Source organism: Ohtaekwangia kribbensis, assembly GCF_042676245.1.
Taxonomy (GTDB): domain Bacteria; phylum Bacteroidota; class Bacteroidia; order Cytophagales; family Cyclobacteriaceae; genus Ohtaekwangia; species Ohtaekwangia kribbensis.
On sequence record NZ_JBHTKA010000007.1, the window covers coordinates 140,859 to 167,095 of the forward strand.

The window sequence follows — 26,237 nt, forward strand, 5'->3', positions numbered from 1 at the left end:
GCTGCCGCGTTATGCGACAGCCTTTAGATTTTCAGGTTAACCTATATATCATGGGTTGCCTGCTACAACAATCTTCTTGCGTACCAGCTCGCCTTTGGCCGAACGCAACTGTAGTATATATATACCATTGGCAAATTCGGTGGTGCTGATAACTTTGTTTTTCTCACCGGTCTTAAATTGATTGGTATATACTTCGCGCCCAAAGTTATCGATCAGACTTACCGGCAAAGCCTGGCTTGCTGCTGCTGGTAACTGAACGTTAAGCTGGCCGCGAGTCGGGTTCGGATATATAGCAACCTGTGCTGCATAACCGGTTTCTATACCCGTCACCAGGTCTGGTTCAACCGAAGCATCGAGTACCTTGGCCTGATATACATTTTTATTACCGCCTTCTATACCTTGTACAAACACGACCACGGCACCGTTGCCACTGGTAATCAGGTTACGGTTGCTCCAGACAACTTCTTCAATTGTTACGGTTTGTTGAGGAGCAAGGTCTTGTGTCAGTTTTATACCGGCTGCAGTAGGCAGCATTTCTTTGGCAACGTATACAAATTCAGGGTCGCCGTTAGCGCCTAACATAGAAGGGTCGGTGATGCTCTTTTCTACAATCGTAGTAAATACGTTTACTCCCGCTACAGGAAGCGTTTGCGTAGTTGCGTTGGTAAGGGAAGTCTGTATTCTCACCAGCTCGCCATCCTTTACCAGGTTCGTGGTAATGCGGATCGGTGAAGGTGTGAGCACACGACTGTTGTAGAGATCGAGTAGCCCGGCCGTTGTACTTACCACTGTACCATCGAGACCAAACATCGGAGCATTTGTTATACCGTAGAACGCAGTGCGAGAGTTGTTGATTTCAACGTTCGCCTTGTTCAGTGGATCTTCTCCCGGGAATGCTGTGTGGAATTCGATCTTGGCAATTTCATCAGCGTTGCTGTTTGAGAACGCGCGGAACGCATCGTTGTGAAGTTTGGTATTGGCTGCAGCCGATGAGTTGGTAAAGCTTTCTACCAGTACCGTTCTTGTTCTTTCACCAATGAAAACATTATCGAATGCAAATCCTTCTCTGCGGGGCAGGTTGCTGGCAAATGCAATCCGGAATACAACTTTCGACTGACCGATCAGGTTATCGAGTTTATAGGTTGCCCTGCGCCATCCGCCATATACACCGGTCCAACCCAAGTCGTTGGCAGCCTGGTTTCCGGGACTACTGGATATACCACTCTCATCGTACCAGTTAGCACCTTGTCCAATCTGTCCGATAACAATCCAGTTACCATCATCTTCAATGTTACCATCGGTGTTATACTGAAGCACAGCACCATCATTTCCGGCAGGTGTATCAGACCATATATCAAGTGAGATGATCGGGCGCGCTGCACTTGCAAAGTTATAGCACTGACTCAGCACCCATGATTGTTCATTTACATTACTGTTACCGCTAAGGTTGGTGTCCCATGCATTACCATTACCGGTAGCAGAGTTATCTTTATTCACCACGGCACCGGCCGGATGACCGTACGCCCACGATGAATTGGTACCCCCGGCAATCCATCCATCAGCACTGGCATCAAAGTCTTGCGTGTAAGAATTTGTCTCGGTAATAGCCGGGTACGATGGCACTATATATATAGGCTTCTGCACGGTATCCTTGCAGTTGGCATTGGTCGTCACAATAAGCTGTGCTGAATCTATGCCTACAGAAGTATAATTAACAGACGGTGTTTTACCAGTGCCGGCAGAACCTATGGTGAGTGTTCCGCCCTTGGCAAAGTTCCAGGTATATGACTGAATGTTGGCGTCTGGTATATTCGATGTGCTCGCAGCAAATGCTGTATTGGAGCCTGTTACCGGATCGTGACATACATTGGCCCAGGTAAAGGCTGAATTAGGATTCGGGTTTACAGTAACCGGAATTTGTGGAGGAGTAATCACACATCCGTCCGATGTCGTCATGGTATATTGAACAAGGAAGTTACCGAGTCCGCTGAACACATGGTTCGGGCTATAGTATGTTCCTGTAGTTCGGCCTGCGTTTGTTCCGGCAGGTATAGCGCCATTGCCGGCAACAAGCGAAGCTCCATCACCAAATACCCAGCTGGTGCTGGCAATGGTAGTGGGCGAGCCGTTTGGTACAACGGTAGAGCTATTGGTAATTGCTACCGGGAATCCGTTACAAGCTGTACCAATCGATATGGAAGGACTGATGGTTGGCAACAAGGTTATACCCAGGTCTTGTGAATTGGAACAGGTAGTGGATGGATTCTGATATACTACATGTAAATTATAGTTACCCGGAGAAAGTGATGCAGGATTGAGTTGTACCGTACCAGCGGAAGGATTCGGTACCAATGCTGAATTTATACCACCTGAACCTGACCACACACTGTTCGGTGCACTCAAGCCCTGGTCGCGTGCTTCGAATACAACAGGTCCGCCTGTTAAACAGATCTTGTTTACATCCGTAACGGAAGCGAGTATCGTAAGACTTGGTAATGGTTTAATGGTGAGTGCTATTTTGGTAGCGGCACCTTCACAACTGTTTACAGTTTGTGTTGCCAGGAATGAATATGATCCGGCAACTGTATTGTCAATGCCCAGTGCAGCAGCTGTAGGTGAACTGGTTTGTGTGATAAATGTATTGGTAGATCCATTATACCAGCGCACAGATGTACCAGACACAACGAGGTCGCTATTCGGTACAGTCTGATTAACACAATATTCGCGGCTGAAGTCTGATGCAGGTGCTGCAGGACTTGGCTTCACGGTAAAGGTAAGTGCCAGCGGAGCTTGTCTGCTTTCACAACCGTTGATCGTGCGCGTTACATAAAATGTAGATGTACCTGCTATAAGATTGTTTACCGGTGGAAGATAAGAATCTCCGGTAGCATCTGGTGTTACCGGTGGATTGCTGGTATACCAGCTATAGGTTGTCCCGGCAACGGTGGTTGCGGTATATGGATTTATAATTGTGCCCTGGCATATCTCTACGGTTGTACCGGGACTGATACTGCCAACTGGTACAATGGATGGACGCGCACTTACGGTGAGTGTTTGTGGTGCGGATGTATTGCGGCAACCTGTAGCGGGATCGGTATAGGTATAGGTAACATTGAAGCTCACGGGAGTTCCAACCGTTACACCCGTAACCGATGATGGATTGAATGTCCACACGATGGGATTACCACCGGAGGTGATTGATGGTTGATAGGCTACAGGCGCAGTAAAGAAGTCGTTGGCTGTTGTGTTTGAGTTTGCTGGCGAACCGGTTAATATAACAGACGATTCATCCTGGCAGAAGAATGTTTTCGATATAGGGAAGGTTACAGTCGGTGCACGCTTGATCGTTACGAACTGCCACTCTACCGCGTCAAAGCCCAGTAAGGTGTGTTCAATAACAAATCCTATATATATACCGTACGTGCCCTGATTTGCCTGTGTACTGGTATATACACTTTGATATACGGCTTGCTTCGGATCAAAGATATTCGTGGCCGGACTTGTCATATCAACCTGGCCTGTGCCATACACGTAGTATACAAACTTTTTGAAGGCATAGCCCGGGTATCGGCTTGCAATATAGCTCGGACTTACGGATAGTGCTGGAGACTCATCGTCATTATCGCAGTACTGCACTTCCAAGTTGTTGATGTTGGTTACATATACTTCAAAGGATTTAGTATAGGTAAACTGGCATTGCTGGCCCGATGGACTGGTATAGGTATATACTATATTATAGCTTCCTACGGAAAGTGTAGAGGGGTTAAAACGATACTCACCACTGTTAAAGGTAACGCCCGGTCCTGAAAATACACCACCGGCCGGAGATCCATCCAATCGTACGGAGGTTGAATTTTTATTGAAACGTGTTTCGTTCGGATTTACAAGCGCATCACCCGAAACTGTAAATCCAAGGCCTGCTGGGGGAGTTCCCAATGCTGCTGTAACGGTTCCGTGTACAGTACCGGCAGCATCACCTGCTATAACAGCTGTACCACCGATACGCGTAATGTTAGAGCCACCGGAAGGAGCCGTAGATTGCGGGTAGCGGATTCTCAAACCTGCTATGGTAATGGTATTGATGTTGGCTGTTCCGCTAATGGTATAGCTGAACTGTACGATATTTTCACCCTGATAACTTAACGTTGTAGGTGCAGATATATCTGAGCCACCCGATACCGTAGGTGCTGTTGTATAAGTCTGATCGAAAACAAAACCGGAAGGAAGCGCGAGCGAAAAAGATACGGTTCCGTTGTTTGCAAAATCACTCGGGTCTGTTTCGGTGATCACTATATTTCCCAACGTCTGGAACGCACCACCGTAGCACAGGTTAAGTGCTGCAGGCTTGGTGATGTTTACACCGGCACTGGTAATGGTTACGGTTCCGGAAGCATCGGCCAGCACATCGGCATGTGTGTCATCAGATGCCTCCAGTGTATAGGTACCTGCCAGGTTTATCCGAAGCTGGTTCCATGTAAATTGTCCCGAGCTTAGTGATGGACTCAATGATTCTCCACCATTGGCAGTAAGTGTCCCTGTTCCGCCCGAAGCTGTTAACGTTACCTGACCATTATAGTCAAGGTCCATGTTATTGTAAGGAGATGAGTCAACAGCACGTACAACAAGTGAAAAGTTTGTATTGAACGGAGTCGATGGCGGGTTAGCCTGGAAAACAAGTTTACTTGCTGTTACAGCGATCTGGTTTGTAGTACCGGCTGTGGTTGTGGAGGCACCACCTGCATTGGCACTGGCAAAGGCTGAACCTGAATTTGTAGTGGTTCCGCTTATGGTAATATGTATAGTTTGTTTATCGATAACGGCCGTCTGAAAGGTAGCCCGCACGTTGATGTTAAATGAACCATTGTCGGCAACAGTTATTGGTGTTGTAGGTGTAAAGGTTACGGTGTTACCTGAAACGGATTGCTCTGTACCGGCTATCTCTGTATTGGCATCATCATCAAACAAAGCGATTTGTCTTACGTTCGCATAGTTTGTTAGTTGTATGGTGATGGATGTTACGATCGTAGGTTGACCATCAGCATCGGATGAAGCACCACCATCACGAATGGTAAAGTCAGCCATGGAAAGACTGTTCGATTGATCATTTGCAATCGTTGCGCTTTGATATGTTCTATAGGCTATTGAAGCCGTTGTGCCTCCGGTAAATGTTATATCGGATGCCGCTGAGAATGTAACATCATTATCAATTGTAAAGCCACCACTCACGCGGTAATTATAGGTCTCCGGATTTACTCCGTCCCAGTTGAAAGGTACCACAGCATAATAATAATCCGTACCTCCTGTCAGTCCTGTATCGTTGAACGTTGTCGTAGAAGAACTTGTCACCGTTGTTACCAGTGTACTGGCTCCCAATGATAAAGATCCTGGCGCTACACCATCCTGCACACTTGTATTGGCAGGAGCAGAACCAACTCTGCGGAGGATAACATACCCGTTTGTATTACCAATGGTGCTGAACGCAGGGAATGAAAGATTGATTTGACTGCTGCTTACGGCAGTAGCGGTTATAGGCCCCGGCTGTGCATCCGGAAATGTTGAATAAGTAAAAAAAGACGACTCCGGAGAAAGCGAAGTTCCGGCAGCACTGGTTGCATACGCAGCATAGAAGATCTGTGTACCCGAAGGAAGTCCTGTGCGATTGTGCGTAAAGGCCGTTACACCGGTACCTCCTTCAGCAACCTTGTTGTCGGATATAGTTACACCGGCACTTGTTTTCCAAACTGTACCTCGTTCGGTTAAGGTGTTACCTCCATTTGACGTTACTGTACCTCCGAGCGTAGCCTGTGTCTCTGCTATACCACTCACCGTTGGTGTTGTTACCGTAGGCAACTGTGTAGATGCCTGATCGGTTGGAGCAGCGGGACTTGTTTTGAAATCAGGACCAGTGGCGAGGTAAGGATATATAACGAATTCAAGCGTTACACCGGAAGGAAGTCCTGTCCAGGTATAGGTGTTCGCACCGGCCAGGTATGGTACATTATGAGCACCGTTATTATCGCTGAAATCAGAATCATCTGCTACAGCCGAATTGTCGGCAACGGCAGCAAATGTACCCCCGGGAATAGTGCGAGCCAGGATGAGGTAATGGGTAGGCACCGTGCCACCGGTAGGACCTGTCCAGGTAAGTTCAACGGATGTACTGCTAAGTGTTGTAGCGTTAAAGCCGGTAGCGTGGTTCGTAGGCTGTGCATACGCACTGGCCCAGATCACAGAAAGTATAAATGCAAATGATAGTTTGCGGGTAAAATTATTCATAGGTTGAATAATGAGGTTTCTATAAAACTATATATGGATCTTCTGCCGGGAAGATGTATTTACAATATCGGGTGTGGTATATCTGCTATCAGTTATTAAGCTCACCGTTTGCATCAGTCTTCAGAATAAAGATCGATGACAAACCGGACACATCGTTGGAACCACAGAGCAGCAAGCCGCCATCGGCTGTTTCACGAATACTGTTAACGGTTTCATTACCGGCTCCGCCAATTACTTTCGTCCAGAGTATATTTCCCTGGCTGTCGATTTTTACCAGCAGTATATCTTTACCACCTTTCCCAAGGTTGGGAGTTGTTAGTACAGAACCTGCCAGTATAAAACCACCATCGCGCGTGGAAGTCAGTGCATCGCCCGTATCTTCACTGGAAGATACTCCGGCATCTACGGCCCTGTTTTGCTCGCCATCAAAGTAGCGCTCGCTTCCTTCAATAATATTTCCCTGCTGGTTCACCCGGATAAAAAACATATTACTGTTGGCTCCGGTAGGAGAGGCATACGTGCCGATAACACCATAGCCGAATGCTACAGCCTCAGAAGGTTGTATATCATTCGCATAGAGTTGCTGATCGGTTGCTTCACCAAACTGCGAGAAATTTTCAAATGTTGAATTCTGCTGGATATAGGGTATACCTAAATAGGAGCGTGAGAAGTTCTGGTTCTCTTTGAGCAATGCTGTTGCCCAGATAACTTTACCGGAAGGCGCTATATGTACAGATTTTGAATTCACATAGTCGCGATCGAGTACATCGTAGGTCTTGTACCAGAGTGTATCCAGTGTGGCAGCATCCAGCGAAATCAGGTAAGGCTTTTCAGTTGTTGATAAACCTGCTGCCTTGAAAGAGCCCAGCACGATAATTTCATTCTGATCGGAGAGCGTTACCGAACCTCCGTGAATATCGGTGATGTTGGTAGTGTTTTTACGATCCGCAATAACTACTTTATTCACAAGTGTGCCGGTTAGATTCAACTTGAACAAGCGGGCAGAATACACCACGAGATCATATACAGACACATCGCTGGATTCAAGGTTTGACTTTATACTGTCTCCAATAATGTAGTAACCGTCTGTCGCCACTTTCAGCGCTTTAGCCTGGCCTCCCGGTAATACAACATCATCGGCAAGGCGATCGCCATGCTCATCGGTGCGTATAAACAAAATATTCTGACTGCCGTTGGCCAGCGATTCATTCCCGAGAATGGCATAGCCGCCATCCACTTCTTCCGCTGTTATACCATATACATTATGGGCTTTTTCGTAGAACCGGATAAATGTACTCCGGTCTTCCGGCTTTGCATCTTCAATATTATTACAGCCCCAGCACAAACACATCAACAGCCCTGATAAACAAATCCGCGTTCTCATTTTCTTTTATTCAGTTTTTTCGGGTTAAAGATGTTGTGAACATAGCCTGCTGTTATGGAGAGCGAGTTCAGTTTATAAGTGCTGTCGGCATAGCCGTATTCAAACGGCAAACTGCTGTCTACACCAAAGGCGGTTTTAGGTGAGTTGATCTTGCTGATGCCGTACAGAAAACGTACTTCGGTAGTGACAAAGCCACCACCGAGTGTAAAATGTGCACCCGCTGATATAATCCCGCTAAGGTTAAATTTTTCGCGCTGTGTTTTCAGGTCGAATGATTTCTCTTCAATGAACTGGTACCCTTTGCGTGTGCGACTGCCACTCAGGGACGAGCTCAACAAGTAATCCGCTTCAACACCAAGTGCTATGTAGGGCTTGAATTTTATATTACTGAATTGGTAACGAACGCTGATGGGAAGTGAAGCCCAGGTTTGCTTTTCTTCGGCAATGGTGGAAAAGGTAGTATCGGTGAAGTTTACGTTGTTGGTATATTCAAAATTACGTTGTACCAAACCAAGTTCGGGATTTAACACCAGGTTCTTGCCGAACGGTATTTCAGCGGTTACGTGAAACTGCAATCCGATTTTATAGTTATACTCACTTTTACCATCGTTGGCTTTTACAGCGGTTACAACGTTGGGGCTACTCGCGTTAACACCAAATTTACCACCGATGCGATAAATAGGTTTTGTACGAAAGGTGTTATAAAGCGCAATGAATTCTGCAGGATCGGTACTGCGGTTAATCTCAAAGTAATGATCGGTGCGCAGCAGGTTCAGCATGGCTTCGTCTGCTTTGGCCGGTTCTTCCAGGTATATATAGGATAAACACAAAAGTTTGTAGGCTTCAACTTGTTCCTGTTGCGAGAAACCTCCCGCGAGACATTTCTCCAACAGGGCCGGTATCTCGTGTAATCGTCCCTGCTCGTAGGTAGAGCGTGCCAGGCGCAACGTCTGCGCGCAGGATGTTAACTGTGCAAAACTTTCGGAAGAGATCAGTATAAGAATTAAAAAGGGTAGAAGTCTTTTCATTCGTATCAATTATTATTCGGTGGCAACGATGCGCAGGTTGATTCGTAAGGCAAGTCATCTCCCACAAAAATCTCCCACTCGTCTTTATTAATATTTCGTTTTACTTTTTCGCAGAGTACGGTAGACATAACCGGTATCTTGGTCGGCCACGCATGTATGGTATGTTCTATACCCTTTACCGTTTCGGTAGAGCTGTGTACGCTGGCAAGCAACTGCTCGTCATCCGGTGTAAAGGCAACGCTCCAGATCCAGTCACTGTGATCGCTCAATACGATCGGCTGTTCTTTCAGACGATTCATATTCCAGAGACGAACTGTCTTGTCTTTGCTGGCAGTAGCCATGAACGAACCTGCGTGGTTGAAACGGATCTGCTCGATAGATGAAGTGTGACCAGAAAGTATACGCACGACTATACCGCTCTGGCTGTCGAATATCTTTACCACACCGGTGTTGTCTCCCACTATAATTCTTCTTCCTTCCGGAGCGAAGGTTACTGAAGTAAGGTGCGGACCGAGGTCTTTAATCTCGGTTACGCTATAGTTATTCTTCACATCCCAAATGAAAAGACTTCCGTTTTCACCGGCACCGGCAAGCTTGGAGCCATCGCTGCTGAGGTGTATCGCGTTGATCTTTACCGTAGAGGTAATTACTTCCTGGCTCTTGTTCAGGTCAGAGTAACGTATACTCTTACCGGAATTATCGCGTGCGAAGAAGCCTTTGTTATCCGGTGTAAAGTTCAGGTTCTCGATGGCATACGTATAGCCTTCGATCCGCTTCGGAGCTGAAGACATGCTGTTGAGATTGAATAACTCAACGTAGTTCTTCTTCTCGTTCTGCGTGTTCAAACCAGCCGCTACCAGCCAGTTTCCATCCGAACTTACATCCAGTGAATAGTATTGATAGTTACCCTGGTTTACCAGTATCTCGGATTTCCACTGATTACCTTGTTCACTCCAGCGAATGATCTTGCCATCGCTACCGGCAGAATATATAGTATTGCTGCTTACACGTGTTACCAGGGCACGTGCTGCTCCGCGCTCGTGTGCTTCGAGACTTTTGGTAAGCGCATGCTCCTGCTTTTTCAACGCATAATACAAGCCGTTGTATATATCGTTATCATATACATAGCCTTCGTGCTCGGAGTTGAATTTGAATGCCTGCTGAGCAATGAGTGATTGCTGCTCCGGATCGTTCAACTCTTTTGATTTCACGGCCATAGCTTTGGCCTGTGCTATATAGCGCTGACGTAACGCTTCTGCAGCGTTGCGTATAGCGATGAGCTCTTGTTCTTTCGCGAGCTTCTCGTTAGTCTGCGCACGTTGCGCGTTGATGCGGGCTTCTTCTGCATTCTTGCGCGCAACCTCTGCGTTGCGTTTGGCAAGTTCTGCGTTCTGAATAGCCGCTTGTTCGGCTGCCTGTGCAAGCTCACGTTGTTTCGCTTCTGCTTCTTTTGCAGCAAGTGCGGCTTGGGTAGCTTTCTCAGCTTCTATACGTCTCTCGTCTGCTACTTTCTCAGCTTTGAGTGCAGCCTCTGCGTTGACTTCAGCCTGCAGGCGTTGCTTGTCAGCTTCTGATTTTTGTACGAAGGCATACATGAGAAACAGGAGACATATAACTACCGCTGTACCTAATACAAGGGCCACTATACGCGCGCGTTTAAGTTTGCGCTTTTGCTCAAGTTCTTTGATGCGTTGCTCGGTTTCCCATTCCTTCTTCGAATACTCGAGGAAGATCATGGTACGCTCGAATGCAGGATTATAGCGCTGGCCCCAAACCAATGTCGGCTTATGCTTCGCTTGCCAGTTCAACGCAAGTTGTAAATCTGGTGGACGCCACAAACCAGCTTTGCCTACCTGGTGCATGGCAGCAGCTTCTGCAAGACGGGTATACATTTGCACGGCATCGGCTTCATCGTCTACCCAGTTTTTTAACCGTACCCATATACGCATAAGACTTTCATGCGATATATCGATCATCGATTTGGAAGATATAGCAGAACCGTGAGCCGGTGTAAGCAACGAACGGCCTTGCTCGCGGAACAATTCAATTACTGCGACAACATCCTGTTCAGATACATCGGCAATGGAAGCGATCTCACTTAAACGAGTTGGTCTTCGTATACCAAAGTTCTCACCGCGTTTTTCGGTTATGGCTTTGAACATCAGTTCGCAGATGCGCTTCTGATCTTCATCCAGCTCGTCATAAGCTTCGTTCGCGTGCTGCGACAAAGCTTCTGACATCGTTCCTATAGCTTCGTAATGTTTTAGATCTACTGACTCTTCATCGTAATCACGATAGGACGACCAGTAACTCCACGTACGCATTAACGCGTGCTGCAGAATCGGTAACTGATCCGGATTATCACCGAGGTCGTTCAGCAATTGCTGTACAAGGCGTGGCGCTATCGTAGCACCACCCACGGCCACCGGACCTTCAATCGCTTTGCGTTTCTGATCGCGCGTAAGCTGTGGTATCAGGTAGTGACTATCGTTGATCTTGCGGGTAAGCTCGGGAAATTGCGCGCAGTCTCCGATAAAATCAGAGCGCATGGTAATCGCTACATATATAGGGGCGTCAGGATAATTAACAGCCTCCATCAACAGGTTTACGAACGCGAGTGTTTCGTTTACCGAGTTGGCATCATGACCTTCTTTAAAGCGGAAGAGTTCTTCGAACTGATCGACCAGTACCAGGTAATTTACATCGGCTTCTTTACGCGTCTGCTCGATCGCTTCTACCAGTCCCAATGAACTACTGCGCAACAGCGTAGAGAAGATGGTACGTTTTATTTTCTTCTCTTCGGATTCAGCCGCTATATATTCCGGATTGTTTTTGAGCAGTGCTTCCGCCAGGTTATCAATCGGGCCGGCACCGGGCCGTGTCACTACCACTTCCCAGTTCGGACTTGCATCGGTAAGAAAACCTCCGTAGAGGATGGGCATTACACCACAATAGATGAAGGAAGATTTACCACTTCCTGAAGGACCGATAACACCTACGAAGCGATTCTTCGAAAGCTTTAGCAGTACTTCATCACTCTGGCCTTCGCGGCCAAAGAAGAGGTGACTTTCTTCTATCTTGAACGGCCGCAAACCCGGAAACGGATTCGCGGTTAAAGTATTAACACTTACCTCACGCATGGTTAGGCTTTAAATTCCTGTAAAAAATTCTGGAGTAACTCTGATACATTTCGATTGCCATCGATCACCTGCAGGTTCTGACTTTTATAACTCTCTGCATTCATGGAACCTCCGGCAGCAACAATCGCTTTTGCAACGATCGGTTTTTTGCGACCGAAGCCTGGTGCTTTCAGCAGGTCGAGCGCTTTCATGCGTACCCACTGCTCATTTACTTTTCCTTTGTAGATGATGGCGCCATCGAGGTTGCGCAGGTTTTCAATATGCTTTTGTCTTAACTCCAGCAATTCACCTTCAAACTCGGGTATCATAACATCGAAGCCTGATTTTTTTAATGCTTCAATCAACGGCAACGCTTCGTTGTGATCAATCTTGTCGTGCATGAAGTATATAGATCGTCCACCAGTTTCGAGTGTAGCTCTTTTCTCTCCGGCTTCTTCGAGTTCTTCACGCATTATATTTTTAAAATCTTCAAGCGGGGTTTGTAATATCTCGGCACCTTCCTGTGCTTCTACATCACGCTTGATGTTTTCTATGAATGCTTTTTGTCGTTCACTGGCATGCGTCAGGTTAGGCGATATCCAGATAAGGCGGGTAAACTCCTGGTTGTTTTCCCTTGCTTGTATACTTTTATCTGCCGCCAGTTTGTTCTGTATATCTACCACTGATTTTTCTGCACCTTCCGGAATTTCGCCATAGGCACTGCCGATCAGATGTATCGAGAGACTTGACTCATCCAGACTCTTGCGCACCAGTCTTTCGAGGTCTGCTATATTTCCAGGCAGCGTCTGGTTGGGCAGAATGTTATAGCCATGCCGTTGTAATTCACGCTTGATGATGTTACGCTGCACAGACAAGTCGTGACCGGTTTCTGCCAGATATATAGTCTTGCGCTTATAAATTGTTTTTACTTCGGAAGGAGAGTTTGCATTCTTGAGGAAAAGCAGGATCTCATATATATCATACGCCAGGTCAACCATCTTCATCCAGTACTGGCGCTCGGCCTCGGTGCTGAAGTAGTCGGTATACTCGCGTATCTCACCAGAGTCCGGATCGAGCTGGTACATTTCATACCCTAACAATTCGCGGAGGCGGGGAGGTTGTTCCTGCACACCCAGCGGAGTACGGAAAACCTTGAATACACGGTTCCTGTTTTTGGGGTTAGACTCTATGGCTTTATAAAAAGCTTCTACGTGATCGAGACACTGACCGGATTGTATAAAATCTTTGGAGAGTATAGGAACCAGGACACCCGCGTTATCAAGCTGTGGGGAAGTCATGGTATCGTATTCTCCTTTCAGGATAATGTTAGGTTTTTCGCCCAACACTTGAGTAAGCATCAGCTCCAGAAATTTCTTGAAATGCGAAACCCAACCCGGTTCGTTCTTCCCGGTTGTCTCATTGTCGCGATCGGCGAATACGATGAGTACGTCAATATCAAAAGCCATCGGTAAGGGTATAAAAGTGTTATATAAGTAGATTAGGTTTAAAAAAGGTCAGGATAGTTGTTTACTTTCTTGTGTTACGTTTTTCAGCAGGCCTTGTACCAGTTCGTGATGATTTGCCATTACGAAATAGAAGTCCATAAGGTTGATCTTAAATACAACAGATCGTTGTGTAGCTTCAATTTCCTGCACCGGTGCTACATAACCGTCACTGAAGAGCTCGCCATATATACTTCCCTGCTTGATGCGGGTAATCTCGTTTCCATTGTTTTTCAGGGTAACATTTCCAAAGGCCATTAATAATAACGGGGTGTTGTGCGGATCGTGGTTAAACTTGATTCGCTCGCCCGGGTCCATATCCAGCGGAGTGATCTTATCTGCCAGGTCGGCCAGCAGAGAACCGTGGATGTCAGCAAAGGCTGGCATTTGTTTAATAAACATCACCATCTCGATCCAAAGGAAGAAACCATCGTTCAAGCCATCCAGCAATTGGTTGTTCTCGATCGAGGCATCAATGAATTTTTTATCACGTTCCGGTAAACGTTCTACTATAGCCTGGTAGGTTTTACGGTCTTTATGATAGATTACCCACGCGGCAGTTTCCTGCAGAAGTTTATCCGAGTTGAACATCTGCGCTACAAGTCCGCGACTGGTTCTGAAATCCGGAATAAAAGCAGAGGCATGTATAGCACACGCTTTCGTCCAGCGGTTGTTCAGGTTAAAATCGCGATTCAATATATAGTTGATAACCTGTATTGGATTATAGCTTTCGCGTGCAAAGTGTAATTGAAGATGCTTGAGCTTAACAGCAGTAGGAGAGTCGTCCAGTAACGGAAGTAATTTTGGTTTCAACTCCTGGTCGATGAACAGATCGAGCAACTCCATCGCGAACGCTATATTATCCGGATCACGTGTCTCTATATTTTCACGCACCAGCTGTACCGACTGCGGATCATACAGAATAGACAACAGCATATATATCTGGTCGTAGTTCTCGGATACTTCTTCCTGTAAAGCCTGCTTCAGGAAAAAGAATTCATTTGTATCCGGAAGTTCATCCAGTGCCGCCAGGTTCCAGATCGTTTTACTGATCTCATTCTCCAGCAGGTTCATCACATCGCGAACTTCGCGGCCACGCGCCTGGTAATTCTGATAGCGAAGTGAATATAGTATCTGCTTGACAATACGTTTATCCGGGTAGTCTGCCTTCTTCCATTGTAACTGCAATGAATAACGGCCGCCTATACGCCCCATGATCTGTACAATGCGCAGCATCACCAGATCGCTCTGTCCTGATTTATGGAATGCAGCTTCGAGTGTCGGCAATACCGACTCACCAACTTCTTTCAACGCTGCCGCTGCATGGTGGCTGTAGGAAGGAGAGCCGAGTAATTCAATGAGTACCGGCCAGGTTTCCTGGCGCTTTACTTTACGTGCTGTATAGAGAGCTTCGTAGCGAACTTTCGGATCAGCATCGCGCAGCAATTCCAGCAAGATAAATATAGTCTTCTGACTGATGAGTTTTCGCAGCAGTTTAGCCGAGAGTATACGATCACCCTGCTTCACCGATTTACTCAGCTTCAACAGTTTTTCAGGAGAGATGGAAAGCAGGTCGCTGTCTTCCAGTTCTCCGTATGCACGCTCGGCCAGCGAACGTATTTCTGTTTTGGGTGTATCACTTTGAAGTCCTAATGCCTGTATTTTTTCCTGTGCATACTTGCGTATCAGGGGCGATTCGCTATTGGCTAACCGCGTAATGGTACTTTCAAACAAAGCAGGCTCAAGTTTTTCCATCAGTGTTAAGCCATAGAGTACTTTGTCTTCGGCTGTGCTGTCAATCTCTTTTTCCAGCACCGTGCTAACGGTATATTTTTTCTCCGACTGTCCGGATATTCTGGATTTGTTTCGCAGCAAGGTGTCTTGAAGAGTATATCTGTAGTTAACATGCATGCGATTGGCTACGATATACCAGATAATAAGCAGCGGGAAAGTAAAGATGGATATATAGAGGAGGGTGAACAACTCAACGCGGTTAATGAGAATGATGAGCCCACCGGCCAGCAAACTGGCAAACGCTGTTACGAGCCCTTCAATTTTGGTTTGTACATCAATGCGGATGTGACTCTCGATGGGGAGTAAATATAGTTTGAATGAGGGGTTATCAAGTGAGTCTTTCAGTGAGCGTATAAACAGCTTACTGACTGCGATCATCAGGAAGAAGATCACGAACGAATTATCGGCAGGCGAATAGCCGAATACAACACCAAGCCCGATGGCCGCAAGTGTAAACAAACCAATGAGCAAGGGGTTGATGAGTATAGCCACGCGCATACCATATTCTTGGATGATGCGATCGGTTGCTACGGTTTGAAAGAGAAAACAGAATACGACAATGGTTCCTTCGAAGTAACTGATGAAACTACCGAGACGCTCCTGGTCGGTGAAGAAGAGTGTGGTAACGTTCAGAAATGAGTAGTCAACGAAGTTAAGTGCCATCATGGATGCCACTACGAACAACGACATATAAAATATATAGCGGTTCTGGCGGAAATCATTGAAGCGAAGTTTCTGGTAGATGGCTTTCTCCTCGGCAAACGTTCGGCCCTGGCTCAGGTATTTTACGGACAGGAATATAAATGTGAGCAGGAAGAGAATAGCACAGACGAGTGATATAGTGTAGAGCGACTCAATCGACAGACCTTGCGATCCTTCGAAGAACATCTTCGGATTGAGTAACTGTGGAATCGAAAAGAAAGCGATAAATGATGCGATCAATCCACCCATATCCACCGTACCCACGAGTCGTTTTGATTGACGAAGGTTGAACAAGCGGCTGAACGTTCCCCAGAAGTTAAGGTATAACATAAAGGAGAACGGGATGATCATGGTAAAACCGAAAAAGAAAATCGCGTTCGAGTCACTGAAGAATGATTCACCAAACTCAATGAATGCCGTAAGTCCTGTGATTACCAGTAAACTAAGAATTGCCAGCGATTGGAATGGAATTCGATTTTGCAGAAAGTTATAGAGGATTGTAGCCACAAGACCGAAGACTCCGGAAACGAGGAGGGCCATGGGTAAATCGGCTTTTTCATCAAAATGCTGCAGAAAGAGCGTTTGGGATGCAACGCTGATGGTTGCAAGAAAAAAGCCCATAAAGAAGCTCATCATGAGGAGAAGACCAACCCGCGTGCCTTCACCACTCTTAACATCCAGAAATTGAAGTATTTGTGCCCTCATTAGAATTCCCCCAATAGTCCTAAAATTGGTGATTATCCAACTAAAATCCTATAAACTGCTATTATTTTGGTTATTATTAAATTGCTAATCGTTATGCTTTTTAAGTACATTCATCTTAAGTAACCCTTTTATGTAGGGTAAGGAGGGTGATTACTTGGGTTAGTGTAAGGTATCGGCTAAAAACCGTATATAAATCGTGCATAATCTTTGTAGTATTGAAGGTTAAATACAGTTGACATATGATTAAGAAGACCATTTACGTGTTGCTATTCTCACTTTTTGCAACAGCTTCGTTTGCCCAAGGTTCCAAAGCGCTGGCGGAGGCTGAACGGTATTTCAGTGTAAAGAGTTACGATGCTGCTCTTCCCAAGTTCCTGGAAGCAATTCAGGCAGGCGAAAAAGATCCGATGGTTCATTACAAGACCGGTGTCTGCTATGAAAAATCTCCGGAGCTCAACGAGCAGATCAAAGCCATTCCGTATTTCGAGTTTGCTATTAAGAACGGTAAGGGCTGGCCCACAACGCTTTACTACGAACTCGGTTCTATTTATCTGAAAGATGAAAACCTGCAAAAGGCGTTGGAGAACTTTAATAAGTTTAAAGAAGTAAGTAACAAGGCTGATAAAAAAGCGATGGCCATGGCCGATGATGCTATACAGACTGCCAACAACGCTGTTGTGCTCATGTCGGTGCCACGTAACTTCAAGGTCAATTATTTCAACTCTCCGCTGGTCAATACAGAGTATACCGAATACAACCCGGTGGTTTCGGCCGATGAAAGCGCGATGGCCTATACTGCGTTGCGACCTAACACGGGCAAAACCCGCACGGGCGATAAATTCATTGAAGAAATATACATCACCTATAATAATCAGGGATCATGGAGTGAGCCAAAAGTTATACCGATTGCCCACGATTACAACGTAGGCACTGCCGGTATTTCGCCTGACGGACAGAAGATGCTCATTTTCATGGGTGGTTCAACGGATCCCGGTGGACTATATCAAATCACAAAAAGTGGTGAGAACTGGGGAAAACCAGGTTTGCTTACGCCCAACATCAACACTCCTAAATACCTCGAGTCAACAGCAAGTATAACTCCGGATAGCAAGACTATATATTTTGCCAGCGACAGGTTGGGTGGTCTTGGCGGACTCGATATATATAGAACAACCCTGCAGGCGAACGGAACATGGAGCAACCCTGTAAACCTCGGAGCTCCTGTTAACACAAAAGCAAACGAAGATGCTCCGTTCATTCACCCCGATCAAAAGACATTGTTCTTTACTTCCGATGGACATAACTCGATGGGTGGTCGCGATATATTCGTTTCCAAACTTCTTGATAAAAACTGGAGCAACCCGGAGAACATGGGCTATCCGGTAAATACAACTGCGAACGATAACTACTTTACGCTGATCGCGGATGGTACTCGTGCTTACTTCTCATCCGATCGTAAAGGTGGCCATGGCGGACAGGATATATATTACCTGGACCTGCCTGCTGAGTCTGCAAACATTCCGCTTACCATGATCAAGGGTAAAATCCTGAATGCAGAGACCGGTAAGCCGATGCCAACCAGACTGTATGTTATTGACAACAAGACAGACAAGAAACTTGATTTTGTATACGATCCGGATCCTGAAACCGGTAATTACCTTGTTATTCTTCCGCCGGCTACAGACTATGATATCGTCATTGAGTCAGAAGGATTTTTACCGTATACCTTGAATGTAAATATACCGAACCAGAGCTACTTCTATGAGCTATACCAGATGATTAACCTGAAGACGATAAAACAGTTTGATGTAGTGGTAGGACAAGAGGTACAGGTTAAGAATGCATTTTACGATACCGATCAGGATGTAAAGAGCAACCTGCGCAAAACGCACGAAGCCAAACTGGTGCAAACCGGAAATGTAGATGTATACGACCTGATGCTTGACCTGATGGCTTCCGGTGATAAAGATGGTATAAACTACCTGACGGATCTGATCCAGATGAAAGACCCGATTGAAGATGTAAACTTTAACGAAAAAGAAAACTCGCGCATTGAAGTAGCTACCCGCACGTACTATTATGATGAAAGTGATGAAAGTAAATTTGAGCAGAAGAAAGTAGACGGTAAAACTATATTCTCGTTGCCTACATTCGTGTTTACCGAGGAAGCCAAGAAGCAGAAAGAACTGGCCGGCAAAAAATCTAACTTCGATAAAGCAGCGCTTACCAAGGCAGCCAAAATATATTTTGATGCAGGTAAGAGCGATTTGAAACCTCAATATAAAGCCCAGCTGGATGCGGTACTCGCCGAGTTGAGTAAATATCCGGATTTAGGTGTAGAGATATCCGGTTTTGCTTCTGCAGAAGGTTCTGAAGAAATGAACCGCGATCTTTCAAACAAACGTGCCATTGTTATTCTTGATTACTTCAACCACAAGGGCATTGTAAGAAGACGTATTGTTGCCAAAGGTTATGGAGCAACAAAAGATATTGCTACCACCAAAGAAGAAGGCAGACGCGTGGAGGTACGCATTGTAGACCTCAATGCCGAAATAAAGTAATAGCTATATATTAAAGACTATATTTTTAAGCACAGACTGCTCATTTCGGGCAGTCTTTTTTTTAGGGTAGCAGCAATGAACTGTCGCCATAGCTTAAGAAGCGATAGTCGTTGGTCAGTGCCTGTTCATATATAGTTTTCCAGGTATCACCAACAAAGGCAGCTACCAATAAAATAAGCGTGGAACCGGGCTGATGGAAATTAGTGACAAGCCCTTTGCAGATTCGGAATGTATAGCCCGGCATAATATAGATTGAAGTTTCCCCGGTAAGTATATCCAACTGGTTGCGATCCATATAGGCCGCTACAGATTCAAGTGCCTGTAGTGTTGAAGGAAGTGATGTATAGGACTGATACGGATCGTGTTGCTGAATGCTAAATATAGCGTTCGGGGCATTCTGCAGTTTAACACCAAACCAGTATAAACTCTCCAGCGTGCGCATCGATGTAGTACCCACCGGTATAATAAATTTACCTTGCAGCAGGTTGGTAATGTTATTTCGGCTTACCAGCACTTGCTCGTTATGCATGGGGTGTTCAGCAGCGTTCTGAACTTTTACCGGCTGAAATGTACCGGCACTCACGTGCAGTGTAACATAATCGGTAGCTATACCTTTGGCTTGTAAAGCCTGCAGCACTTCTTCGGTAAAATGCAGGCCCGCTGTTGGCGCAGCAACGGCACCTTCATAATGAGCATATACGGTTTGATAACGATCGCGGTCGGAGCCTTCGGGTTTACGTTTCAGGTAGGGTGGGAGTGGTGTTTCACCGGAGCGCGTAATGATCTCGGCAAATGAAATGTTTTCGGTCCAGCGAAATTCTACGATACCTTCTTCACGATTCAGTAGCCGCGCTTCGAGTGTTGAGTTGCCAAGTTCTTTTACCAGTACATCATCTTTCCAGCGCTTCAGATTTCCGATGGTACATTTCCAGGAACTCTGCGTGTGCGCCTGCATGGCTTCTGCTACGAGCGATGAAGGTGTAACCGGATGCAACAGAAATATCTCGATCACCGCGCCTGTGTCTTTTGTAAAATGCAGTCGGGCAGGAATTACTTTTGTGTCGTTGAAAAATAGCAGTGTATTGTCGGGCAGGAAATCAACGAGCGAGCGAAACCGTTCATGTAAGATCTTACCTTGTTGATATACCAGCAGTTTGGACTGATCTCTTTTTTCCAGCGGATACAGTGCAATCCGGTCAGCAGGCAACTCGTACGTAAAATCGTTTATGTTCAGTTCTCTCATAAGCGCTCAAAGTTAATCTGAAAACCTTATTTTCGTTTTTCATTTTTTATCATGGCGCTACAGGCATCGTATCAGAAGAAAACTTTTCAGTTCAATTTCAAAGCCCGCACCTCTCGCGGACTCATGCGTGAAAAGACTTCGTGGTTTATAAAAGTATGGGATGATACCGCCCCGCACATCGTGGGTATAGGCGAATGTGGTCCACTCCCTGGCCTCAGCATCGATGACAAACCCGACTTCGAACAAACGTTGAAAGAGACGCTTGATAAACTAATGTCTCTTCAACCTCAACACCTCAACACCTCAACACTCCAACACATTGCCCCTCCCGGCTATCCTTCCATCACGTTCGGCCTCGAAACAGCTTTACTCGACCTGCAAAACGGAGGCAAGCGTGTGATCTTCGATAATGATTTTGTGAAGGGTAAATCTATTCCGATAAACGGTTTGATTTGGATGGGCGATCTTGATTTTATGCTGCACCAGATCAGCGATAAAGTATCGCAGGGTTTCACCTGCATTAAGCTGAAGGTAGGCGGCCTTAACTTCGACAAAGAATGCGATGTGCTGGAATATATACGCAAGCGTTTCTTCCGTGAAGAACTAACGATACGGCTGGACGCCAACGGAGCATTTAAAACCGATGAAGTACTTTTTAAACTGGCTGAACTTGCCAAGTTTAAAATACACTCCATCGAACAACCCATAAAACCGGGCTTACTCGAAATGGAAGAGCTCTGTAGTAAATCTCCAATACCTATTGCATTTGATGAAGAGTTGATCGGTATAGAAGGCGATGCAAAAAAAGCCTTACTGAAGCGACTGATGCCTGCCTATATTATCTTAAAGCCAACGTTGCATGGTGGTATGCAAGGATGCCGTGAGTGGATTGCTATAGCAGAGCAATTGGGTATAGGATGGTGGATAACATCTGCGCTTGAGTCAAGTATAGGACTAAATGCTATTAGTCAGTTTACTGCGAGCTATCCATTAACGATGCCACAAGGATTAGGTACCGGTGCTATCTATGAAAATAATATAGCGTCTCCACTCCAGGTAAGCCAGGGGCACATCCGGTACGATGCATCTAAAAACTGGGAGCTCGAAGATTTATAAAGTGAACCTTGATGTAATCAACTTACAGCGCGTGCATAGTCAGCCAACGTAATGGCCGGACGGCCTAATGTATTCCACGTTTCTTCGGCCTGGAATTTCTCCGGATAGGTATTGAGTGCTTCAATGATGTGGTGTCCATAGTTAACCGTGTTGCTGAAGAGTCCGACAAACTTCAGTACTGCGAGCGGTGCGCGGGATATAGTTAACTTCTCACCAGTATAGTTGCTGATAAAAACATTGGCAGCTTCATCGGCCGTATAGCCTTCCGGGCCTTGCACGAAATATTCCTTGTTCTCGTTCTTCAATATTTCAAAAGAACGTACAACCCAGCGGCCGTAATCTTTACCGGCAATGAAATACATTTTATGATGCGATGTACCTGCCAGTAAAATGCGATTACCCTTCCGGTAAGTGATCATGAAATTCTCCATGAAGGTGGAGGGATAAAATATAGTATACGGTATACCCGCTGTCCGGATCTTGTCGAGTGCTTCCTTCTTCAAATCAAACACCCACCAGTGAAAGCCATTCATGCCTTGGTAATTCATAACTACCGAACTGATGATGGCAATACGTTTGATCTTATTCTTATGTGCTGCCGCGATTATGTTATCGATGCCTTCGCGTTCGGCATGCCAGGCATGTTTACCATCGCCCAGGTTTAAATTGAGGTTGAGATATATACCGTCCTGATCTTTCAACGCGCGATCTACATCATGAACATTTCGGAGATCACCGGTACAATAGCGGATGCCTGCGGGTAGCAGCTTGCGTGCTTTGGCCTCATCGCGAACAAGTGCGGTAACCTCGAAGCCTGCATCATGCAACGCCTGCACTACCGGTCGCCCGATCATGCCTGTGCCTCCGATGACAGCTATCTTTTTCATTTACTTGTTTTAGATGGCGTTCGATGCTGTTAGAATTACCGGAGCGCCATCCGTAATCAATATCGTATGTTCATGCTGGGCAACAAAGCTCCCATCGCCTGTTATCAATGTCCAGCCATCGCCCTGATCTTTGGCGTAGCTTGCCTTCGTAGAAATAAAAGTCTCTACCGCTACAACGGAATTTTTTCGGAAGCGACTTGTATTATACTTATCGTAGTAACAGGGTATTTCATTCGGTGCTTCGTGCAGACTTCGTCCGACACCATGTCCTACGAGGTTGCGAATTACTTTATAACCTGCGCGCTTTGCTTCTGTCTCAATCAGTAAACCAACCTCTGCAATCTTTACACCGCCTCGTATATGCTGCAGCGCTTTCGCGAGAATGTTGCGCGATGCATTTACAAGTTTACCGTGCTGATGTATATCGTTCCCTAACACAAATGAACCTCCGTTATCAGCCCAGTATCCGCCAAGCTCTGCCGATACATCGATGTTGATGAGGTCACCTTCCTTCAGTATCTTCTTAGCCGAGGGTATACCATGTGCTACTTCGTGATTGAGACTGATGCAAGTCCACCCCGGAAAGCCATACGTGAGGCGAGGAGCGGAGCGTGCTCCCAGCTGACTGAGTATGTTTCCACCATATTCATCGAGCTCCAGTGTCGACATACCGGGTTGCGCATACTCGCGCATCATACGAAGCGTTGTGCCTACAACTTCACTGATCTTTTTTATTCCCGCAAGGTCGCTGTGTGATTCGATAGACATAATGTGAGGGTTATATACTTCTTAATTTATATATACTTCTTAACATCATCGGCAGAGATCTCGTCTCCGCTCATAATGACTAACCGTTCTACAACGTTGCGCAGCTCGCGAATGTTTCCGGTCCAGTTGTGATCTTTTAATTGTGTAAGTGCCTTCGCCTGGATTGTTTTCTTTTTCGCTCCATACTCGTCTGCAATATCCAGCAAAAACTTATCTACCAGCAAGGGTATATCTTCTTTACGATCGTTCAGTGCCGGTACCTTTATCACGATAACACTTAACCGATGGTATAAATCTTCACGAAAGCGACTCTCTTCAATTTCCTTGCGCAGATCTTTATTCGTAGCGGCTACCACGCGCACATTTACGCTGATCTCTTTATCACCGCCTACACGTGTAATCTTGCTCTCTTGCAGGGCACGCAATACTTTGGCCTGCGCAGATAAACTCATATCACCGATCTCATCCAGAAATAACGTTCCGCCTTCTGCGAGTTCAAATTTACCGAGGCGTTGCTTTATAGCCGATGTAAATGAACCTTTCTCGTGTCCGAACAATTCACTTTCAATAAGCTCCGAAGGTATAGCAGCGCAGTTCACTTCTACCAACGGGCCGTCTGCACGCTTGCTCTTCTCGTGTATCCAGCGTGCTACCAGTTCTTTACCTGAACCATTCGGACCATTTACCAACACGCGTGCATCCGTAGGTGCTACTTTTTCAATCATCTCCTTTACGGCAGCAATTGGTTCAGACTCACCAACCATGTCGAACTTCTTGGATATTTTCTTCTTCAGTGTTTTTGTTTCCTTCACCAGGTTAGTTTTGTCGAGTGCATTGCGAAGTGTGATTTCGAGTCTTCCGAGATCAAAAGGTTTCTGAAGAAAATCGAATGCACCTTTCTTCACAGCTTCAACCGCTACATCTATAGTACCGTGTGCCGATATAATAATGAAGTTACTGGCTATACCCGCTTCTTTTGCTTTCTCCAATACTTCGAGGCCATCCATCTTCGGCATTTTTATATCGCAGATGCAGAGGTCGTAATTACCTTGTTCAAGTTTTTTAAATCCCTCCGCGCCATCGGCTGCTTCATGCACTTCGTGTTCTTTCTCTTCGAGAATCTCTTTCAGTATTGCGCGGATCTTGTTGTCGTCTTCGATGATGAGAATTTTTGCCATACTTTTTAAGTTAAGCTGCGAGCTTTGAGTTTCGAGCTATGAGTTTACGAGATCCATTGCACAGCGCGCGAAGAAGGCACAAAGGTCACAGAGGAAAGGCTTTGTGTTACTCAGTGTCTTCTTTGTGGTCTTGGTGCCATTGGATTTTTGACCTGCGCTAAAATAAATAAACCTGCCAAGCTTTCGCGTAGCAGGTTTAAAAATTAACAAGCTTATAAGCCGGGTTCTGTCATCCCGCGTAAGCGGGAGCCCTTATCATTTATCTGTCCTCGGTTTCACAACCGGGATCAATCAGTCTACCCGCTTCGGTACGCTCAACAAGTTGAGACGTGGAACGGGCCGCTCCAACCGAAGCCTATTTGACCTTTCAACGCGTAAGGTTTACCATGCCCCCGATGTCGCCATCGGAGCGGTGAGCTTTTACCTCGCCTTTTCACCTTTTCCCTCCCCGACAAAGTCGAAGCGGGTAGTTTGTTTTCTGTGGCACTCTCTGTTCCTCCTGCATTATACAGAAGGACCTTCCTGTTAGGAAGTACGCTGCCCTGTGTTGCCCGGACTTTCCTCCCTCTTGCGAGAGCGATAAGGCGGCTTGCTTCCGTAAAGTTAATCGTTATCTTTTAATTGTTATCCGGAAATTCTGATATACTGGTAAAGGTATGTGTATACTTATGGTGTGTGTTATACGTTATTCAAATACTTGTTTTCCAAATCGGCAGCACATTGATAATGATTAGACGGATGAAAGAAGTTTCTTGGTTGCTATTATTTTCTTTACATACTATGTATTCGTTCGCACAGGCATCAGACACTATAGCTGTATCGGATTCCCGATCTGACATCGCTCGTTTTTCCTGTATGAAGTCTTCGGTCGTGCCATTCAAAAGCGCAGATACCGTTCAACGGTGGGTGGTGGTTAGCCGGGAGCATGTTGCGTTCAAAAAGCAAAATATAGTGTTGACTGAAACCGAGACTAAAATTATCGACCTGGAATCTCTGGAGTGTGGCGCTGTAAAAAAGAGAGACAATCTTGCTCTTATGGGACTTTGGGCCAGGGACTTTACGCTGGATGAAAAACAAGATGCACTCGTCAAGAGCAGCAACGCACTGCCTTATTATGCAACCTTAAAGCGGATGATCGAGGATATCACCGAGCTTGATGCCAATACCGTAGTTACTTCCGGATATGAACTCTGCCAAAAGATTAAAGAGGGCCTGGAAGTTGAGGAAGAGCACAGGCAAAATTTCTTCCATGTATGGAGTCGAAAAAATGGACAATGGAAATTGACAGCAAAGAGAAGCGCGTTAGTTTTATAGTATAGATAAAACACAAAGAAGACACAAGTTCTGCAAAGTTCCTTGTGTCTTCTTTATGTGCTTCACTCTAAAGCAACCATGAAGTAAAATGATCAGGCGATATACTATATATCATCAGATATATATATACGGTTAGCCATTAACGGATAACGATTAACGGCTATCGCCTAATGTATATCCCTCCCCGTAAGTCGCATTTCATAATGATCGGCCAGTTGGGCTACTTCCTGGATCATTTCACCGATCTGTTCCTGCGACACGGTTTCAGAAAGACAGGATGCTTCTACTTTGAGATAGCCATCTTCAATGATGAACTTGCTATAGTCAAAGCTCGCATTGCGTTCGAGCAGAGCCTTCAGATCGAGTGAAGAATTGAACTCACATACTTTCGAAGTAAAGAGTGTCTGTTCGCGACCTGATACCGGACTGGTTTGCACGCATGCCAGCACGGTTTGAAAACGACTTGTACTTAGTGGTACAACGATCACAGACTTTGTATGATCGTAGTCGGTATACTGACCACCTATATGTTCAGCGTACTGCTCAACATAATTCATAATGCCGGGTAATGTTTCTACCATATCAAGTGGGATTTAGGTTTTTTCTATACGGAAGTTAAAAAAATAGCATGGTAATTCTAAACGTACAGGGGTAATTATT

Annotated in this window: 14 protein-coding genes and 1 other RNA gene; 3 read left to right on the forward strand and 12 right to left on the reverse strand. The window is 45.7% G+C overall.

Annotated features, from left to right (window positions below; translation table 11 throughout):
- Nucleotides 1-48 precede the first annotated feature (48 nt).
- From ACFQ21_RS15825 to ACFQ21_RS15850, 6 genes are all read right to left on the reverse strand, one after another.
- Nucleotides 49-6,276: a T9SS type A sorting domain-containing protein gene (locus tag ACFQ21_RS15825; RefSeq protein WP_377580249.1), complete on the reverse strand. Its 6,228-nt coding sequence runs from the start codon at nt 6,274-6,276 to the stop codon at nt 49-51.
- An 88-nt stretch (nt 6,277-6,364) separates the two neighbouring features.
- Nucleotides 6,365-7,660: a hypothetical protein gene (locus tag ACFQ21_RS15830; protein ID WP_377580250.1), complete on the reverse strand. Its 1,296-nt coding sequence runs from the start codon at nt 7,658-7,660 to the stop codon at nt 6,365-6,367.
- Nucleotides 7,657-8,688 (reverse strand): porin family protein, encoded by a 1,032-nt coding sequence (locus ACFQ21_RS15835; protein ID WP_377580251.1) that lies wholly within the window; start codon nt 8,686-8,688, stop codon nt 7,657-7,659. Before ACFQ21_RS15835 ends, ACFQ21_RS15830 begins: the two co-directional genes overlap by 4 nt.
- Nucleotides 8,689-8,693: 5 nt before the next feature.
- Nucleotides 8,694-11,828, reverse strand: coding sequence for an nSTAND1 domain-containing NTPase (locus ACFQ21_RS15840; RefSeq protein WP_377580252.1), 3,135 nt, complete (start codon nt 11,826-11,828; stop codon nt 8,694-8,696).
- 2 nt (nt 11,829-11,830) lie between these two features.
- Entirely contained in the window at nt 11,831-13,273 is a 1,443-nt protein-coding gene (locus ACFQ21_RS15845) for a hypothetical protein (RefSeq protein ID WP_377580253.1), read from the reverse strand.
- A gap of 48 nt (nt 13,274-13,321) precedes the next feature.
- Nucleotides 13,322-16,510, reverse strand: a complete 3,189-nt coding sequence (locus ACFQ21_RS15850) for a hypothetical protein (RefSeq protein WP_377580254.1) — start codon at nt 16,508-16,510, stop codon at nt 13,322-13,324.
- 239 nt (nt 16,511-16,749) lie between these two features.
- On the opposite strand from ACFQ21_RS15850, the gene ACFQ21_RS15855 reads away from it, so the two are divergent.
- Nucleotides 16,750-19,071 (forward strand): OmpA family protein, encoded by a 2,322-nt coding sequence (locus tag ACFQ21_RS15855; RefSeq protein ID WP_377580255.1) that lies wholly within the window; start codon nt 16,750-16,752, stop codon nt 19,069-19,071.
- Nucleotides 19,072-19,132: 61 nt separating this feature from the next.
- Here ACFQ21_RS15855 and ACFQ21_RS15860 read toward each other — a convergent pair whose 3' ends face one another.
- Nucleotides 19,133-20,314 (reverse strand): S-adenosylmethionine:tRNA ribosyltransferase-isomerase, encoded by a 1,182-nt coding sequence (locus ACFQ21_RS15860; RefSeq protein WP_377580256.1) that lies wholly within the window; start codon nt 20,312-20,314, stop codon nt 19,133-19,135.
- Between the two features lie 51 nt (nt 20,315-20,365).
- On the opposite strand from ACFQ21_RS15860, the gene ACFQ21_RS15865 reads away from it, so the two are divergent.
- A complete protein-coding gene (locus ACFQ21_RS15865) occupies nt 20,366-21,430 on the forward strand; it encodes an o-succinylbenzoate synthase (RefSeq protein ID WP_377580257.1) in 1,065 nt (354 codons plus the stop codon).
- A gap of 17 nt (nt 21,431-21,447) precedes the next feature.
- Here the strand turns inward: ACFQ21_RS15865 and ACFQ21_RS15870 are convergent, their stop codons facing one another.
- The 4 genes from ACFQ21_RS15870 to rnpB form a co-directional block, all read right to left on the reverse strand.
- A complete protein-coding gene (locus ACFQ21_RS15870; protein WP_377580258.1) occupies nt 21,448-22,317 on the reverse strand; it encodes an SDR family oxidoreductase in 870 nt (289 codons plus the stop codon).
- A 9-nt stretch (nt 22,318-22,326) separates the two neighbouring features.
- Complete coding sequence (gene map / locus ACFQ21_RS15875) at nt 22,327-23,085, reverse strand: type I methionyl aminopeptidase (protein ID WP_377580259.1); 759 nt, start codon at nt 23,083-23,085, stop codon at nt 22,327-22,329.
- A gap of 26 nt (nt 23,086-23,111) precedes the next feature.
- Nucleotides 23,112-24,263, reverse strand: a complete 1,152-nt coding sequence (locus tag ACFQ21_RS15880) for a sigma-54-dependent transcriptional regulator (RefSeq protein WP_377580260.1) — start codon at nt 24,261-24,263, stop codon at nt 23,112-23,114.
- A gap of 199 nt (nt 24,264-24,462) precedes the next feature.
- Nucleotides 24,463-24,859, reverse strand: an RNA gene (rnpB, locus tag ACFQ21_RS15885) — RNase P RNA component class A.
- Nucleotides 24,860-25,118: 259 nt separating this feature from the next.
- Between rnpB and ACFQ21_RS15890 the strand changes: the two genes are divergently transcribed.
- Complete coding sequence (locus tag ACFQ21_RS15890) at nt 25,119-25,577, forward strand: hypothetical protein (RefSeq protein ID WP_377580261.1); 459 nt, start codon at nt 25,119-25,121, stop codon at nt 25,575-25,577.
- A 167-nt stretch (nt 25,578-25,744) separates the two neighbouring features.
- On the opposite strand, the gene ACFQ21_RS15895 is transcribed toward ACFQ21_RS15890, so the two are convergent.
- A complete protein-coding gene (locus ACFQ21_RS15895; RefSeq protein WP_377580262.1) occupies nt 25,745-26,158 on the reverse strand; it encodes a hypothetical protein in 414 nt (137 codons plus the stop codon).
- Between the last annotated feature and the right edge of the window lie 79 nt (nt 26,159-26,237).